We start from the raw sequence: 15,792 nt of genomic DNA on the forward strand, positions 1-15,792 counted from the left end.
CGCTCCTACAGGGGTAGCGCAAGGCTTGAGGTTGGTGCGGTCGGGGGTGGAAGCGGGTTTACCCGCGAAGCAGTCGCCCACAGCGGCGCGTATCCGCCATCAGCATGCTACTATCGCGCGGCAACCCTGGACGCACCATTGCCTCGACAAGGAACGCCGCGCGTGAACACCCCTGCGACCTCTTCGGTCAGCCTTGCCTCTGCCTGTCTCGCCCCTTCATCAGGTAACGCCCGATGATCGGCGCCCTGCTACGCCGCTCGGCTTACCCCGCCAGCCATGAACGCTCGCCCCTGCAACGCCTGGCCCTGGCCCTGTGGGGCGGCAACCTGCCGCTGACCCGCGACCAGCAACGCCGCCTGGCACAGGTGATGCTGCTGCCGACCCTGGCCTACCTGCTGGTCACCCTCGCCTTCTGCGCACGCCTGACCGACGTGGTCGGCACCCTGGCCTACCACACCCGGCTGCAACAGCTCGCCGTGCACGGCCAATGGCTGACCGCCGCGTCGGTCGGCCTGCTGGTGCTCAGCTGCCTGCTGCGCAAGAGCATGCGCCAGGCCTGGGGCTTCGGCCGCACGCTGCTGTGGGCGCTGATCATCTGCGGCACCAGCGTATACCTGGGCTACCACGCCCAGCGCCTGCTGGTCGATGCGCTGGTCGAGCGCGCCAGCCCGCAGCAAGAGGCCCAGGCGGCGTTCGGCATCCCGCTGCTCAACCAGATGCTCAACCATGACCTGCGCCTGGACGGCCAAAGCGCCACCGCGGCCGAGTTGCGCAGCCCCGAAGGCAAGCTGCGCCTGGCCGAACTGGCCCTGCGCCTGCCGGCCATCACCCCGCTGCCCGCCGTCCAGGGCCTGGCGCCGCAAGCCTTCTTCGAGCAGCTCGCCGACCGCCAGCGCGGCGGCCTGGCACGCAACTACGACAACTACCGCGCGGCCACCGCCAAGCTGGAAGACAACTACCGCCAGTACCGGCGCGCCAGCCTGTTCTACTATGGCGCCACCAGCCGCATGGCGATCCTCCAGCGCCAGGGCCAGGCCTGGACCGACTACCAGCGCCTGCTGACCAAGCGCGGGCGCAACTACAACCCGTGGAACCTGCCGGTAAGTGAATGGCAGCCTGTACGCCATGTGCTGCGCGAGCAGATGGGCGTTCCGGTCAACGACCTCTGGCAACCCGAGGACCGCGTCGGTTTCAACAAGGCAGTGGCCCGCCAGGTGCGCCGCGAGGCGCGCAACCAGTACGCCGAGCTGATCCAGGAACGCATCGATGCCGGCTGGATCGAACCCGGGCTGGGCCGCCCGGAGTTCCTCGCCGTGGCGGCAGTCCAGGCACAATGGCGCCAGGCCCTGAGCCTGCCGCCCGGCATCACGTTGTATGCCTACCTCACCCAGGACGCCTTCGCGCGCATGGCCTACCAGCCAGCGCTGCAACACGATGCCCGCGAGCTGATGAAGCAGCGGGTGGCGGCGCCGGACGACCTGTCGACGCTCGGCCGCGACAGCTACCGTGACCTGGTCACCCCCGCCTTGGCCCTGCTGCTGGCCCTCTGCGGCCTGACCGTGCACCTGTTCAGGGCGCTGACCTACCTGGTGCGCCTGGTGCAACCGCTGCCGCTGGGGCTCTACGTCAAGCTGCTGGTGCTGTACACGCTGCTGTTGGGCAGCCTGCCGTGGCTGGCCGGCAAGCCCAGCGTGGCGGCCACGGCCTTGCCACAACAGGGCGGCGACAGCCTGACGCTGAGCGCACGCCTGGCCAGCCATGCCATCGACTGGCTGGCACCGCTGCAGAACCACGTGCAACCGCTGGGCGAGCGCATCCGCGCAGACCTGCTGGGCGGCTATGGCTTCGGCGTGCTCGAGCGCCTCGACGACTGATCGCGCACCTGCCCGCCGCAACGGCGGGCAGGCTTCATTGCAGCCGTGCAATGAACCAACTGCGTCGTTAAGTATTATTGACTTCAACCCCCGTCAAACCCTTGTCACCAAAGGCCTCGACGCCCTCCAGCCCCCGAAATTCGGTGCCTGAGCCCCCTGCCACTCGTTTGACATATCGAACGGCTCTGGCAAGCTATGAGTCATGCCCCGACCGGCATCGCCCCAGGTGAGCCGGCAGTGCTCGGGGCTACAGGCTGCACCCATGGCCCCGGCCGTGCGCCTGCACAACAACGACAGGCATGACCTGTCTCAAGGTGACATATGTCCAACAGCAACATTGGCAACAAGCAACCCTCCCTGCGCAAACCCGTCGTCCTGATGACCATGGGCAGCCAAGAGCGCAAAGGCCATGACTACCAGGTCATGACCCACAAATACATCACTCCGCTGGTCGAATTCGCCGGTTGCGTCCCGGTCCTGGTGCCCACCTGCTGCGGTACCGAGGATCTCGACACCTACCTGGACATGGCCGACGGCGTATACCTGACCGGCGCGGGCAGCAACATCGACCCCGCCCTCTACGGCCAGGACAACCAGACCCCCGGCAAGGGCCAGGACCAGAACCGCGACCTGTTCGACATCCCGCTGGTCAAGGCGGCGATCAAGCGCGGCCTGCCGATCTTCGGCATCTGCCGTGGCATGCAGGAAATCAACGTGGCCCTGGGTGGCGATATCTACCAGAAGGTCTACGCCGAGCCAGGCTTCAACGACCACCGGGAAAACCCGGAAGACCCGGTCGAGGTCCAGTACGCGGCGGTCCATGGCGTGAAGATCAAGCCAGGCAGCTGGTTGCGCGACACCCTGGGCACCGACGAGATCCGCGTCAACTCGTTGCATGGCCAGGGCCTGCGCAACCTGGGTGCCGGCATCGAGCCGATCGCCCACGCCGAGGACGGCCTGGTCGAGGCCATTCACGCGCCGACGCTCTCGCCCTTCCTGTTCGCGGTGCAGTGGCACCCTGAATGGCAGGCGGCGAAGAACCCTGATTCGATCAAGATGTTCCAGGCCTTCGGCGACGCCTGCCGCGCGCAGGTTCGCAAGGCCCAGGTCAAGCACCACCAGGCTGCCTGATCCACCGAAGCTTCGTTAGCTTTGATCGCGGGGCGGCGCAAGGTCGCCCCCGTTTCCCCGGTCACCCTCTGCTGGTCCCAGAACACATCCCGTGGAAGCGGGCGGCGGGCTTGTGCCTGTCTCCGCGATCTTTTTTCCCTCCCCTCCCGTCAAGAGATACGATGACTCGAAGAGGTCATCGCGTCTGCATTGGCCCCATCGCGGATGAATCCGCTCCTACGCGATCCCGTAGGAGCGGATTCATCCGCGATGGGATCACCCCGTCCCGCGTGCCAAAAAAATCTGCGCCCAGGGTCTAGTCATCTCTCTAGTTGTACGATAACTTACCTCTCACCTTGGTTCTCCCTCCTTTTCCAAGCGCCACAGGATGCCTACAACAATGACCCCACAAGAACTGCAATCCATCCTCTCCCACGGCCTGCTGTCGTTCCCCGTCACCGACTTCGACGCCCAGGGCGACTTCAACCCGGCCGGCTACGTCAAGCGCCTGGAATGGCTTGCCCCCTACGGCGCCAGCGCCCTGTTCGCCGCCGGCGGCACCGGCGAGTTCTTCTCCCTGGCCGCCAGCGAATACAGCCAGGTGATCAAGACGGCGGTCGACACCTGCGCCACGTCGGTGCCGATCCTTGCCGGTGTGGGCGGCTCGACCCGCCAGGCCATCGAATACGCCAAGGAGGCCGAGCGCCTGGGGGCCAAGGGCCTGCTGCTGCTGCCCCACTACTTGACCGAAGCCAGCCAGGACGGCGTTGCCGCCCATGTCGAGGCGGTGTGCAAGGCAGTCAACATCGGCGTGGTGGTGTACAACCGCAACGTCTGCCGCCTGAACGCCGACCTGCTGGAACAGTTGGCCGAACGCTGCCCGAACCTGATCGGCTACAAGGACGGCCTGGGCGACATCGAGCTGATGGTGTCGATTCGTCGCCGCCTGGGCGAGCGCTTCAGCTACCTGGGTGGCCTGCCCACCGCCGAGGTGTATGCTGCGGCATACAAGGCCCTGGGCGTGCCGGTGTACTCCTCGGCGGTGTTCAACTTCGTGCCGAAGACAGCGATGGACTTCTACCACGCCATCGCCCGCGACGATCACGCCACCGTGGCCAAGCTGATCGACGACTTCTTCCTGCCGTACCTGGACATCCGCAACCGCAAGGCCGGTTACGCCGTGAGCATCGTCAAGGCCGGGGCCAGGATCGCCGGCTACGACGCCGGCCCCGTGCGCACGCCGCTGACCGACCTGACCGCGCAGGAATACGAAATGCTCGCCGCGCTGATGGACAAGATGGGCCCGCAAACCCTGTAACCAGGTCCGGGGCGCCCCGCCCACCCGCTGATCGCCCCGGCCCTCGCGCCCTGCCTTGGCGCAAATGACGACTACAAGCCCGCACAAAAATAACTAGTGGGAGTACACAGCATGCAAGCGACGAAAAAGACGCATGTGCGCTACCTGATTCTGTTGATGCTGTTCCTGGTGACCACCATCAACTACGCCGACCGCGCCACCATCGCCATCGCCGGCTCCAGCCTGCAGAAAGACCTGGGCATCGACGCGGTCACCCTCGGCTACATCTTCTCCGCCTTCGGTTGGGCCTATGTGGCCGGGCAGATCCCCGGCGGCTGGCTGCTCGACCGCTTCGGCTCGAAGAACGTCTACGCCTTCAGCATCTTCACCTGGTCGCTGTTCACCCTGCTGCAGGGCTTTGTCGGTGGCCTGCCAGTGGCCTGGGCGGTGGTGACCCTGTTCACCCTGCGCTTCCTGGTCGGTTTCGCCGAAGCGCCGTCGTTCCCCGGCAACGCCCGCATCGTCGCGGCCTGGTTCCCCACCCAGGAACGCGGCACCGCCTCGGCGATCTTCAACTCGGCGCAGTACTTCGCCACGGCGCTGTTCGCGCCGATCATGGGCTGGATCGTGTTCACCTTCGGCTGGGAGCACGTGTTCGTCGTCATGGGCGCGCTGGGCATCGTGTTCTCGATGGTCTGGCTCAAGACCATCCACAACCCTCGCCAGCACCCCCGCATCAGCCAGGCCGAGCTCGAACACATCGAGCACAACGGTGGCCTGGTGGACATGGACCAGAAGCGCGGCAACGACGGCCCGAAATGGGGCTACATCAAGCAACTGCTGACCAGCCGCATGCTGCTGGGCGTTTACCTGGGCCAGTACTGCATCAACGCCATCACCTACTTCTTCCTGACCTGGTTCCCGGTGTACCTGGTGCAGGAACGCGGCATGACCATCCTCAAGGCCGGCTTCATCGCCTCGCTGCCGGCGGTGTGCGGCTTCATCGGCGGCGTGCTCGGCGGGGTGATCTCGGACTGGCTGCTGCGCCGTGGCCACTCGCTGACCTTCTCGCGCAAGCTGCCGATCGTCTGCGGCCTGTTGCTGTCGACCACCATGGTGTTCTGCAACTACGTCGACGCCGAGTGGATGGTGGTCGGTTTCATGACCCTGGCGTTCTTCGGCAAGGGCATCGGCGCGCTGGGCTGGGCGGTGGTCGCCGACACCTCGCCCAAGCAGATCGCCGGGCTGTCAGGCGGGCTGTTCAACACCTTCGGCAACATCGCCTCGATCACCACCCCCATCGTCATCGGCTACATCATCAGCGCCACCGGCTCGTTCAAGTGGGCCCTGGTGTACGTGGGCGCCAACGCCCTGGTGGCGGTGTTCAGCTACCTGGTGATCGTCGGCCCGATCAAGCGCATCGAGCTCGAACAGCCCCCAAAGGACCAACCTGCGCCCGGCGCTGAGCTGGCACGCCCATAAGCGAACCACGCCAGCGCCTTCACCCCGGGGCTGGCGGCAGAACGAAGCCTGAATGAATGACAAGAAGGGCCTGACCATGCAGTTGATCGAACATTCCGAGTCGCCCCGCTACGTCCGCCTGCACGCCGACGATAACGTCGTGGTGGTGGTCAACGACGGCGGCCTGGGCGAAGGCGCGCGCTTCGCCGACGGCCTGACCCTGGTCGAAGGCGTGCCGCAGAGCCACAAGGTGGCCACCGTCGACATCCGCCAGGGCGAAGCGGTGCGCCGCTACGGGCAGGTCATCGGCTACGCCCTGGAAGACCTGCGCCAGGGCAGCTGGGTGAAGGAGGACCAGCTGCGCATGCCGGCCGCGCCGGCGCTGGACAGCCTGCCCCGTTGCGATGCCGTGCCGGCGGCCCTGCCGCCATTGGCGGGTTTCACCTTCGAGGGCTACCGCAATAAGGATGGCACCGTCGGCACCCGCAACATCCTAGGCATCACCACCACCGTGCAATGCGTGACCGGGGTGCTCGACCATGCGGTAAAACGCATCCGCGCCGAACTGCTGCCCAAGTACCCCAACGTCGACGACGTGGTCGCCCTAACCCACAGCTACGGCTGTGGCGTGGCGATCAACGCCCGCGACGCCTACATCCCGATCCGCACCGTGCGCAACCTGGCGCGCAATCCCAACCTCGGTGGCGAGGCCCTGGTGATCAGCCTGGGCTGCGAAAAACTCCAGGCCGGCCAGGTGATGCACGACGACGACCCTTCCGTGGACCTCAGCGAACCCTGGCTATATCGCCTGCAGGATGCCTCCCTCGGCTTCACCGAGATGATCGAGCAGATCATGGCCCTGGCCGAGACCCGCCTGAAGAAGCTCGACCAGCGTCGCCGCGAGACCGTGCCGGCCAGCGAGCTGATCCTCGGCATGCAGTGCGGCGGCAGCGACGCATTCTCCGGCATCACTGCCAACCCGGCGCTGGGCTATGCCGCCGACCTGCTGGTGCGCGCCGGGGCCACGGTGCTGTTCTCGGAAGTCACCGAAGTGCGCGACGCCATCTACATGCTCACCTCCCGCGCCGAAACCCCGGAAGTGGCCGAAGCGCTGGTGCGCGAGATGGACTGGTATGACCGCTACCTGCAGCAGGGCGCGGCCGACCGTAGCGCCAACACCACGCCGGGCAACAAGAAAGGCGGTTTGTCGAACATCGTCGAGAAAGCCCTCGGTTCGATCGTCAAGTCCGGCAGTGGCGCCATCCAGGGCGTGCTCGGCCCTGGCGAGCGGGTCACCCGCAAGGGCCTGGTGTTCTGCGCCACGCCGGCCAGCGACTTCGTCTGCGGCACTCTGCAGCTGGCGGCCGGGATGAACCTGCATGTATTCACCACCGGCCGTGGCACCCCCTACGGCCTGGCCATGGCACCGGTGGTCAAGGTGTGCACCCGCAGCGAACTGGCACAGCGCTGGCCCGACCTGATCGACATCGACGCCGGGCGCATCGCCACTGGCCGAGCGACCCTCGAAGAGCTGGGCTGGGAGCTGTTCCACTACTACCTGGACGTCGCCAGCGGCCGCCGGCAGACCTGGGCGGAAAAGCACGGGCTGCACAACGACATCACCCTGTTCAACCCCGCCCCCATCACCTGAAAGCGCACCTCGAACCCTGTAGGAGCGGGTTCACCCGCGAGACAGACACCGCGTTGTCTGGCACCCGCTTCGCTGGTGTTCGCGGGTAAACCCGCTCCTACAGGGTCGGCTCGCCGTCACACTTCTTACTTAAAAGGAGCCCCCATGCCCGAGATCCTCGGCCACAATTTCATCGCCGGCCAGCGCAGCGCCGCCGGCGCCCAACGCCTGCAGAGCCTGGATGCCACCACCGGCGAGGCCCTGCCCTGCAGCTTCGTCCAGGCCACCGAAGGTGAGGTCGACCAGGCAGCCCGCGCCGCAGCCACTGCCTTCGCCGAGTTCCGCCAGTTACCACCCCTGCGGCGCGCCGAGTTCCTCGAAGCCATCGCCGCCGAGCTGGACGAACTGGACGACACCTTCGTCGCCATCGTCTGCCGCGAAACCGCCCTGCCCGCCGCGCGCATCCAGGGCGAGCGCGGCCGCACCAGCGGGCAGATGCGCCTGTTCGCCCAGGTGCTGCGCCGTGGCGACTACCTCGGTGCACGCATCGACCTGGCCCAACCCCAGCGCCAGCCCCTGCCACGGGTGGATATCCGCCAGATGCGCATCGGCGTCGGCCCTGTCGCTGTGTTCGGTGCCAGCAACTTCCCGCTGGCCTTCTCCACCGCCGGCGGTGACACCGCCGCAGCGCTGGCCGCCGGCTGCCCGGTGGTGTTCAAGGCCCACAGCGGCCACATGGCCACCGCCGACCTGGTGGCCTGCGCCATCCTGCGCGCGGCCGAACGCACCGGCATGCCCAAGGGCGTGTTCAACATGGTCTTCGGTGGCGGTGTCGGCGAGTGGCTGGTCAAGCACCCGGCTATCCAGGCAGTCGGTTTCACCGGCTCGCTCAAGGGCGGCGACGCCCTGTGCCGCATGGCCGCCGAGCGTCCACAGCCAATCCCGGTATTCGCCGAGATGTCCAGCATCAACCCGGTGATCGTCCTGCCCGGCGCCCTGGCCAAGCGCGGTGAGGCCATCGCCCGTGAGCTGGCCGGTTCCGTATGCCTGGGGGCCGGGCAGTTCTGCACCAATCCCGGCATGGTCATCGGGCTGCAATCGCCGCAGTTCGGCCAATTGCTCGCCGAGCTGGGCCAGCACCTCGGCGCGCAGCCTGGCCAGACCCTGCTCAACGCGGGTGGTCTGCGCAGCTACGTTGGCGGGTTGGGCCACCTGCAAGCCCATCCCGGTATTCGCCATCTGGCCGGTCAGGCCCAGGCAGGCGGCCAGGCCCGGGCCCAGTTGTTCCAGGCTGACGCACGCCTGCTGGTGGAATCCGACCCGTTGTTGCAGGAAGAAGTGTTCGGCCCGGCCACCGTGGCTGTCGCCGTGCAGGACGACCAGCAATTGCGTGACGCCCTGCTTGGCCTGCGCGGCCAACTGACCGCCACACTGATCGGTGAACCGGAGGACTTCGAGGCCTTCGCCTGGCTGGTGCCGTTGCTGGAGGAGAAGGTCGGGCGGATCCTGGTCAACGGCTACCCAACCGGGGTGGAAGTGTGTGACGCCATGGTCCATGGCGGGCCGTATCCTGCGACCTCCGATGCCCGGGGCACGTCGGTTGGGACCTTGGCCATCGACCGTTTCCTGCGGCCGGTGTGCTACCAGAACTATCCGCAGGCGTTGTTGCCGGAAGCCCTGCGTGACAGTAATCCGCTGGGGCTGCGCCGCCTGGTGAATGGGCAGTGGAGCGACGGGGCGATCTGATCGTCCAGGTAGGAGCCAGCCTTGCTGGCGAATGGCGTCGAGCCTGTTCGCCAGCAAGGCTGGCTCCTACAGGGTTTGGCGTCGGGCTTAGCGGCCCTGCGCCTCGGCTGCCTCATGGGCCTGGCGCAACCGCTCGCGGCTATTGCTCAGGTGCAGGCGCATGGCCATTTTCGCCCCCTCGCTGTCACGCCGGGCGATCGCCTCGTAGATGGCCTCGTGCTCGTGCATCAGCCGCCCCATGTAATGGGCCTGGTCGTCATGGGCCAGGCGCGCCGAATTCAACCGCGTACGCGGGATGATGCTGGTCCCTAGATGGTTGAGGATGTCGGCGAAGTAATGGTTGCCGCTGGCCTGGGCGATCCGCAGGTGGAACTGGAAATCCGCCGAGACCGCGTCCGAGGCATGGGCGGCCCCTTCGTTGAGCTCATCCAGCACGGCGCGCATGCCGGCCAGTTCCTCGTCGCTGCGCCGCTGTGCCGCCAACCCCGCCGATTCGATCTCCAGGGCGATGCGCAGCTCCAGCACCGCCAGCACCTCACGCAGGGTGACGATGGTCGCCGGATCGATACGGAAACCACTGGTGCTCGGCGCGTCCAGCACGAAGGTGCCGATACCATGGCGGGTCTCGACCTGGCCGGCCGCCTGCAGCCGCGAGATGGCCTCGCGCACCACGGTGCGGCTGACGCCTTCCTCGGCCATGATCTGCGACTCGGTGGGCAGCTTGTCGCCGCGCTTGAGTTGGCCACTGCGAATGCGCTCGGTCAGCACCGTGACCAGTTCCTGGGCCAGACTGCGCGGCTTGCGCCGGGTCCGTGCCTGTACCTGCTGCTCTGTCATGCCCTGTGCATCTGGTTGTGAAAGACAGGCAGGATGATACCGCAAGCAGTTGTACGATCACATACATCCGCCAGGGTTTTCATGGCGCTTGAGCCATACCCCGCTACCTGACGGCATTTTGCTGGCCCCCGCGCCGCTGAAGTGACGGCAAACTCCGTTCTCCTTCAGATGCTTAGGACAGCAACATGCGAGTATTTCTAGCAACCGTGGTCGGCTGCCTGCTGGCTACCACCGCCTGCGCCGCACAGGCCCGGGCGCTGAGCCAAAACGAGCGTCAAGTGTGCGGCTGGGGCTCGCAGATCGCCGCCGAGGCGCAGCAGGCCAAGCTCTCCGGGGTCACGCTGTATGCCACCCGCAAGCGCCTGCAGGTGCGCAAGTTCGATAAACCCTGGATGCGCATGACTGCCTTCGGCATCACCGAGCAAACCTACAACAGCCGGTCGCAGCTCAAGCCCGGGGCGATCAAGCAGACGTACTACGAGCAATGCGTGCAGCATGCCGTCGCCAAGAGATAATTTTGTTATTTTTCAAATATTTAAAATGCTTTCATCATGTCGTTTAGCACAAACCATCGAAACCACTCTATAAGTCTATAAATTCAATAAAAACAATAATTTAAATATCTAATCTGATGTTTTACTTTCAGCGGAGCCTCTGGCCTCCCCAGACGCTCCAGCTCCTTACACAGCCGCCAGGTAATCCCGCAATCGCAGCAGCATCGCATCACACCCCTGCAACTGCTCCACACTGACGAACTCGTCCGGCTTGTGCCCCTGGTCCATGCTCCCCGGCCCGCAAACTACCGTGGGGATGCCGGCCTGCTCGAACAGCCCACCCTCGGTACCGAATGCCACGGTGCCGAACTCACTCGAACCACTGAGCAGCGCTACCAGTTGCGCCGCCTCGCTGTCGGCCGGCGTGGCCAGCCCTGGATAGGCGCTCAGGGGTTGCAGGCGGATGTCACTGGCACCATTCACCGCACGCATGCGCGGCAGCAGTTCAGCCTCGGCGTAGGTCTGTAACTGGTCCGCGACCGTCTGCGCCTCGAAACCTGGCAAGGCACGCACCTCGAAGTCGAACTCGCATTCTTCCGGCACAATGTTCAGCGCCCGGCCCCCTTTGATGACGCCGGTCTGCACCGTGGAAAAGGGTGGATCGAAGCGCGGGTCCCGGTGGTCTGGCAAGGCCAGTCCCTCGCCGATCTCGCCAAGCTTGCCGATCAGCCTCGCCGCATACTCGATGGCATTGACCCCGTAGGGCGCGTAAGCCGAATGACAGGCCGCGCCATGCACCTGGCAGCGCATGGCCAGCTTGCCCTTGTGGCCGAGCACCGGCTTGAGCTCGGTCGGCTCGCCGATCAGGCACAGGGTCGGCTTGTTCGGCCGTTGCGCCAACGCGGCGAGCAACGAGCGCACGCCCAGGCAGCCGACCTCCTCGTCGTAGGAGAACGCCAGATGCACGGGAAGGCGCAGCGGCTGCGCGAGAAACGCCGGCACGGCCGCCAGCACCGAAGCGATGAAACCCTTCATGTCGGCAGTGCCCCGCCCGTAAAGGCGGCCATCGTGCTCGGTCAGCTGAAAGGGGTCATAGGCCCAGGCCTGCCCGTCGACCGGCACCACATCGGTGTGCCCCGACAGCACCACGCCGCCCCGATCGCGAGGGCCGAGCGTGGCGAACAGGTTGGCCTTGGTGCCTTCGACGTTATGGAACAACTCGCTTTCCACGCCAAGGCCGGCCAGGTAGTCCTTGATGAAGCTGATGAGCGCCAGGTTGGAGTCGCGGCTGACCGTGGCGAAGCCCACCAACCGCGCCAGCAGCGCTTGGCTGGAGAACTCACTCATCGCCCGGCACCCCATAGCTGGGCGCGGCGGTCGGGTTGAGCGCGCGGGTCACATAGTCCTGCATCTGCGGGCGGTAGGCCTGCCACAGGTTGTCGAGGGCGCCGATCGGGTCTTGCTCGTGCCAGTCCACGCGTAGGTCCACCAGCGGCCAGGTCAGCTCGCCGGCGATCTTCAATGCAGCCGAATGCACCGGTCCCGCCTCGCCACCGGCCGCCATCGCCGCATGCATGGCCGCCAGCAGGCGGTCGGCCAGGTGGCCAGCGGCGTGTTCGAAGGCCGCGACCATCGCCTCGATCACCGCGCGCGACGACAGCAGGTTGCCTGCCGCGGCGCACTGTTCGCCCGCCACCGCGTTGTGCACGCCCAGCGCCTCCTTGCCGGTGAACAAGGCCACTTGGCCCTGGCTGTCGATCACCGTGACCTGGCGATACTCGCTCCAGCCATTGGCGCTGAGCACCCGGTCCAGCGCCGCAGCGGGTGGCAGTTGGCCCTGCTCCAGCGCGTCGAGGATCTGCGGGCCAAGTGCCGGCAAGGTGATGTTCTGGGTGGCGACCGCGCCGACGCCAGCGCGAACCCAGGGGCAACGGGCACCGACGGCGATGCTGGACGAACTGATGGCGATGCCGACCTGGCCGGTTTCCGCGCAGCGGCCAATGATGGAGAAGGTCATGGTGCAGCTCCTGTTTTGAGTTACCGGCATTCTCGGCGGGCCTCGGGTGCTGCGAAACCAACATTTTCCTCGGCACAGGGCAGGAAAAAACTATGTGCTGATGCAAGGAGACTCCCTGGCCTTGCGCGCCCCCTGCAGGAGCGGCCTTCAGCCGCGAAAGGGCTGCGCAGCAGCCCCAGGATTTCAGGTTGGGCAACGATCGCCGGGGCCGCCTTGCGGCCCTTTCGCGGCTGAAGGCCGCTCCTACAGGGGGGATGCGCATCCCCGTGGAGCCTTCGCCAATTTATCGGCAAGCCCCAGCTAAATACTATTTTCGCGATCTCTCCCCCATCCCTAGTCTGGCCCCAGGCAAAGGCGGTCCCCACCGACCTGAACAAGAACGCCGCTGAAGAAGGGCTGGGACATGACACTGAACAACATCGAAATCGACACCCTCGTGGTCGGCGCCGGCCAGGCCGGCGTGGCCATGAGCGAACACCTGAGCAAGCTCGGCGTGCCGCACCTGGTGCTGGAGCGCAAGCGCATCGCCGAAGCCTGGCGCACCGGCCGCTGGGACTCGCTGGTGGCCAACGGCCCGGTCTGGCACGACCGCTTCCCGGGCCTGGAATTCGACCTCGACGCCGACGCCTTCGCCGGCAAGGACCAGGTCGCCGACTACTTCGAGCAATACGTGCGCAAGTACAACCTGCCGGTGCGCACCGGCGTCGAGGTGAAACAGGTGGTGCGCAACGCCGACCGCCCTGGCTTCACCATCGAGACCAACCAGGGCGTGATCCGCGCCAACCGCGTGGTGGCCGCCACCGGCCCGTTCCAGCGCCCGGTGATCCCGGCCATCGCACCGCAGGACGAACGCCTGCACCAGATCCACTCCGCCGCCTACTTCAACCCGCAGCAACTGCCCGACGGCGCGGTGCTGGTGGTTGGCGCGGGCTCCTCCGGCGTGCAGATCGCCGAGGAACTGATGCGTGCCGGGCGCCAGGTCTACCTGTCGGTTGGCGCCCACGACCGCCCGCCACGCAGCTACCGCAACCGTGATTTCTGCTGGTGGCTGGGCGTGCTGGGCGAGTGGGATGCCGAAATTGCCAAGCCCGGCCGCGAACACGTGACCATCGCCGTGTCCGGCGCCCGCGGCGGCCACACCGTGGACTTCCGCGCCCTCGCCCACCAGGGCATGACCCTGGTCGGCCTGACCCAGTCGTTCGAAGGTGGTGTTGCGCGTTTCCAGGACAACCTGGCCGACAACATCAACCGCGGCGACGAGAACTACCTGGCCCTGCTGGACGCCGCCGACGCCTACATCGAGCGCAACGGCCTGGACCTGCCGGAAGAGCCCGAGGCCCGCAGGCGCCTGCCCGACCCGGACTGCGTCAGCAACCCGTTGCTGGAACTGGACCTGGCGCAGGCCAACGTCACTTCGATCATCTGGGCCACCGGCTACGGCGTCGACTTCAGCTGGCTGCAGGTCGATGCCTTCGACGCCAACGGCAAGCCCCAGCACCAGCGCGGCGTGTCGAAAGAGCCCGGCGTGTACTTCCTCGGCCTGCCCTGGCTGTCGCGCCGCGGCTCGTCGTTCATCTGGGGCGTGTGGCACGACGCCAAGCATGTCGCCGGGCACATCGCCACCCAACGCACCTACCTGGCTTATCGCGACCGCGAGCAACGCGCGGCGGATGAACAGCAACCCTCGATCAGCAATGTCAGCACTTTCGGAGCCCACTGATGCCTACCCACACTCGCATCCGCATGTTCAACACCAAGGCGACCTACCCCAACCAGACCCTGGACAACGACCTGTGCCAGGCCGTGCGGGCCGGCAACACCATCTACGTGCGCGGCCAGGTCGGCACCGACTTCGAGGGGCGGCTGGTGGGCTTGGGCGATCCTCGGGCCCAGGCCGAGCAGGCGATGAAGAACGTCAAGCAGTTGCTCGAAGAGGCCGGCTCCGACCTGTCGCACATCGTCAAGACCACCACCTACATCACCGACCCGCGCTTTCGCGAGCCGGTTTACATGGAGGTGGGCAAGTGGCTGAAGGGGGTGTTCCCGATTTCCACCGGGCTGGTGGTGGCGGGGTTGGCCCAGGCTGAGTGGCTGATGGAGATCGATGTGATTGCGGTGGTGCCAGACGCGCAGTGACAGCGCCTTGGGGGCGCTTTGCGCCCCTTTCGCGGCACAAGGCCGCTCCTACAGAAGGATCGCGTAATCCTGTAGGAGCGGCCTTGTGCCGCGAAAGGGCTGCATGGCAGCCCCAAGGACCTGAAAGGCTAAACCCGGGTGGCCTGCTCGACGCCGCCCACCTGCCCAAACCGCCCAGCCTGGAAATCATCGAACGACTCGGCGATCTCCGCCTGGCTGTTCATCACGAACGGCCCGTAGCCGACGATGGGCTCATCGATCGGTTCGCCACTGAGCAGCAGCACGCTGACATCCTCCAGCGCCTCGACCCGCATTGACTCGCCCTCGCGGTCGAACAGCACCAGGCTGGCCGGGCCGGCTTCACGCTGGCCATTGACCCGCAGGTTGCCGCGCAGCACCACCAGCGCCGCATTGCGCCCTGCCGCGACCGGCAGGTCCAGTATCGCGCCGGCCTTCAGGCGGATATCCCACACATCCATTTCGGTGAAGGTCCGGGCTGGCCCCCGGTGATCCGCATAACGCCCGGCAATCACCCGCAGGCTGCCCGCCTCGCCTTCCAGCGTCACCACCGGGATATCGCTGGCCAGCAGGGTTTGGTAGCCAGCCGCGGCACGCTTGTCCTTGGCCGGCAGGTTGACCCACAGCTGGACCATTTCCAGGGTGCCACCGCTGCGGGCAAAGGCGGGCGAATGGAACTCCTCGTGGATGATGCCGCCCGCTGCGGTCATCCACTGCACGTCGCCCGGGCCGATCAGGCCACCAGCGCCGGTGGAGTCGCGGTGCTCCAGTTCGCCTTGGTAGACGATGGTCACCGTTTCGAAGCCCCGGTGCGGGTGCTGGCCGACGCCACGACGGGCGTCGGTGGGAGTGAAGTCGTGGGGGCCGGCGTAGTCCAGCAGCAGGAACGGGCTGATGTGCCGGGCCAGGTGGTCGTAGGTGAACAGGCTGCGCACCGGGAAGCCGTCGCCCACCCAATGGGCGTGGGGGCTGCGGTGGATGCCTTGGATGTTTTTCATGAGAAGCCTCCTCTCGTGGATGGGAAGCACCTTACAGATGAGGCTAATTGATCGGTAGATAGCTTGAATGGCATGGATCGTTCCACTGATGGAACAATCATATGATCCTGTAGGAGCGGCTTCAGCCGCGAATCAGGCGACGCGGTGCCTGGCACCGGCTGCGCCGGTGTTCGC

The 15,792-nt window shown here is 66.2% G+C and carries 13 protein-coding genes; 9 read left to right on the forward strand and 4 right to left on the reverse strand.

The genetic code is table 11. The features are described from left to right. Positions 1-233: 233 nt before the first annotated feature. The 6 genes from P5705_RS22060 to P5705_RS22085 all read left to right on the forward strand — a co-directional run bounded on the left by P5705_RS22060 (position 234) and on the right by P5705_RS22085 (position 9,118). A complete protein-coding gene (locus P5705_RS22060; RefSeq protein WP_277462984.1) occupies positions 234-1,874 on the forward strand; it encodes a hypothetical protein in 1,641 nt (546 codons plus the stop codon). Between the two features lie 321 nt (positions 1,875-2,195). After that, positions 2,196-3,005: a gamma-glutamyl-gamma-aminobutyrate hydrolase family protein gene (locus P5705_RS22065; RefSeq protein ID WP_277462985.1), complete on the forward strand. Its 810-nt coding sequence runs from the start codon at positions 2,196-2,198 to the stop codon at positions 3,003-3,005. A gap of 379 nt (positions 3,006-3,384) precedes the next feature. Then, positions 3,385-4,302 (forward strand): 5-dehydro-4-deoxyglucarate dehydratase, encoded by a 918-nt coding sequence (gene kdgD, locus P5705_RS22070; protein ID WP_277462987.1) that lies wholly within the window; start codon positions 3,385-3,387, stop codon positions 4,300-4,302. A 111-nt stretch (positions 4,303-4,413) separates the two neighbouring features. Further along, a complete protein-coding gene (locus P5705_RS22075) occupies positions 4,414-5,763 on the forward strand; it encodes an MFS transporter (RefSeq protein ID WP_277462988.1) in 1,350 nt (449 codons plus the stop codon). 76 nt (positions 5,764-5,839) lie between these two features. Continuing rightward, positions 5,840-7,393, forward strand: a complete 1,554-nt coding sequence (gene garD, locus P5705_RS22080; RefSeq protein ID WP_277463012.1) for a galactarate dehydratase — start codon at positions 5,840-5,842, stop codon at positions 7,391-7,393. Between the two features lie 144 nt (positions 7,394-7,537). Next, entirely contained in the window at positions 7,538-9,118 is a 1,581-nt protein-coding gene (locus tag P5705_RS22085; RefSeq protein ID WP_277462989.1) for an aldehyde dehydrogenase (NADP(+)), read from the forward strand. A gap of 87 nt (positions 9,119-9,205) precedes the next feature. Here the strand turns inward: P5705_RS22085 and P5705_RS22090 are convergent, their stop codons facing one another. Further along, entirely contained in the window at positions 9,206-9,955 is a 750-nt protein-coding gene (locus P5705_RS22090; protein ID WP_277462991.1) for a FadR/GntR family transcriptional regulator, read from the reverse strand. A gap of 185 nt (positions 9,956-10,140) precedes the next feature. Here P5705_RS22090 and P5705_RS22095 point away from each other — a divergent pair, with 185 nt between their 5' ends. Then, complete coding sequence (locus tag P5705_RS22095; protein ID WP_277462992.1) at positions 10,141-10,470, forward strand: hypothetical protein; 330 nt, start codon at positions 10,141-10,143, stop codon at positions 10,468-10,470. A gap of 165 nt (positions 10,471-10,635) precedes the next feature. Here the strand turns inward: P5705_RS22095 and argE are convergent, their stop codons facing one another. Both argE and P5705_RS22105 read right to left on the reverse strand, forming a co-directional pair. After that, a complete protein-coding gene (gene argE, locus P5705_RS22100) occupies positions 10,636-11,796 on the reverse strand; it encodes an acetylornithine deacetylase (RefSeq protein ID WP_277462993.1) in 1,161 nt (386 codons plus the stop codon). Continuing rightward, complete coding sequence (locus tag P5705_RS22105; RefSeq protein WP_277462994.1) at positions 11,789-12,466, reverse strand: DUF1028 domain-containing protein; 678 nt, start codon at positions 12,464-12,466, stop codon at positions 11,789-11,791. Before P5705_RS22105 ends, argE begins: the two co-directional genes overlap by 8 nt. A gap of 403 nt (positions 12,467-12,869) precedes the next feature. Between P5705_RS22105 and P5705_RS22110 the strand changes: the two genes are divergently transcribed. Next, a complete protein-coding gene (locus P5705_RS22110; RefSeq protein ID WP_277462995.1) occupies positions 12,870-14,186 on the forward strand; it encodes a flavin-containing monooxygenase in 1,317 nt (438 codons plus the stop codon). Further along, a complete protein-coding gene (locus P5705_RS22115; protein ID WP_277462996.1) occupies positions 14,186-14,602 on the forward strand; it encodes a RidA family protein in 417 nt (138 codons plus the stop codon). Before P5705_RS22110 ends, P5705_RS22115 begins: the two co-directional genes overlap by 1 nt. 128 nt (positions 14,603-14,730) lie before the next feature. On the opposite strand, the gene P5705_RS22120 is transcribed toward P5705_RS22115, so the two are convergent. Further along, a complete protein-coding gene (locus P5705_RS22120; protein ID WP_277462997.1) occupies positions 14,731-15,618 on the reverse strand; it encodes a pirin family protein in 888 nt (295 codons plus the stop codon). Between the last annotated feature and the right edge of the window lie 174 nt (positions 15,619-15,792).

Origin of the sequence: Pseudomonas entomophila, from assembly GCF_029478665.1 — a bacterium.
GTDB classification, from domain to species: domain Bacteria; phylum Pseudomonadota; class Gammaproteobacteria; order Pseudomonadales; family Pseudomonadaceae; genus Aquipseudomonas; species Aquipseudomonas entomophila_F.

What these genes read in the sequence shown, in the direction of transcription:
- P5705_RS22060 (WP_277462984.1), top strand. Translation starts at nt 234, where the DNA reads ATGATCGGCGCCCTGCTACGCCGCTCGGCTTACCCCGCCAGCCATGAA.
- P5705_RS22065 (WP_277462985.1), top strand. Translation starts at nt 2,196, where the DNA reads ATGTCCAACAGCAACATTGGCAACAAGCAACCCTCCCTGCGCAAACCC.
- kdgD (WP_277462987.1), top strand. Translation starts at nt 3,385, where the DNA reads ATGACCCCACAAGAACTGCAATCCATCCTCTCCCACGGCCTGCTGTCG.
- P5705_RS22075 (WP_277462988.1), top strand. Translation starts at nt 4,414, where the DNA reads ATGCAAGCGACGAAAAAGACGCATGTGCGCTACCTGATTCTGTTGATG.
- garD (WP_277463012.1), top strand. Translation starts at nt 5,840, where the DNA reads ATGCAGTTGATCGAACATTCCGAGTCGCCCCGCTACGTCCGCCTGCAC.
- P5705_RS22085 (WP_277462989.1), top strand. Translation starts at nt 7,538, where the DNA reads ATGCCCGAGATCCTCGGCCACAATTTCATCGCCGGCCAGCGCAGCGCC.
- P5705_RS22090 (WP_277462991.1), bottom strand. Translation starts at nt 9,955, where the DNA reads ATGACAGAGCAGCAGGTACAGGCACGGACCCGGCGCAAGCCGCGCAGT.
- P5705_RS22095 (WP_277462992.1), top strand. Translation starts at nt 10,141, where the DNA reads ATGCGAGTATTTCTAGCAACCGTGGTCGGCTGCCTGCTGGCTACCACC.
- argE (WP_277462993.1), bottom strand. Translation starts at nt 11,796, where the DNA reads ATGAGTGAGTTCTCCAGCCAAGCGCTGCTGGCGCGGTTGGTGGGCTTC.
- P5705_RS22105 (WP_277462994.1), bottom strand. Translation starts at nt 12,466, where the DNA reads ATGACCTTCTCCATCATTGGCCGCTGCGCGGAAACCGGCCAGGTCGGC.
- P5705_RS22110 (WP_277462995.1), top strand. Translation starts at nt 12,870, where the DNA reads ATGACACTGAACAACATCGAAATCGACACCCTCGTGGTCGGCGCCGGC.
- P5705_RS22115 (WP_277462996.1), top strand. Translation starts at nt 14,186, where the DNA reads ATGCCTACCCACACTCGCATCCGCATGTTCAACACCAAGGCGACCTAC.
- P5705_RS22120 (WP_277462997.1), bottom strand. Translation starts at nt 15,618, where the DNA reads ATGAAAAACATCCAAGGCATCCACCGCAGCCCCCACGCCCATTGGGTG.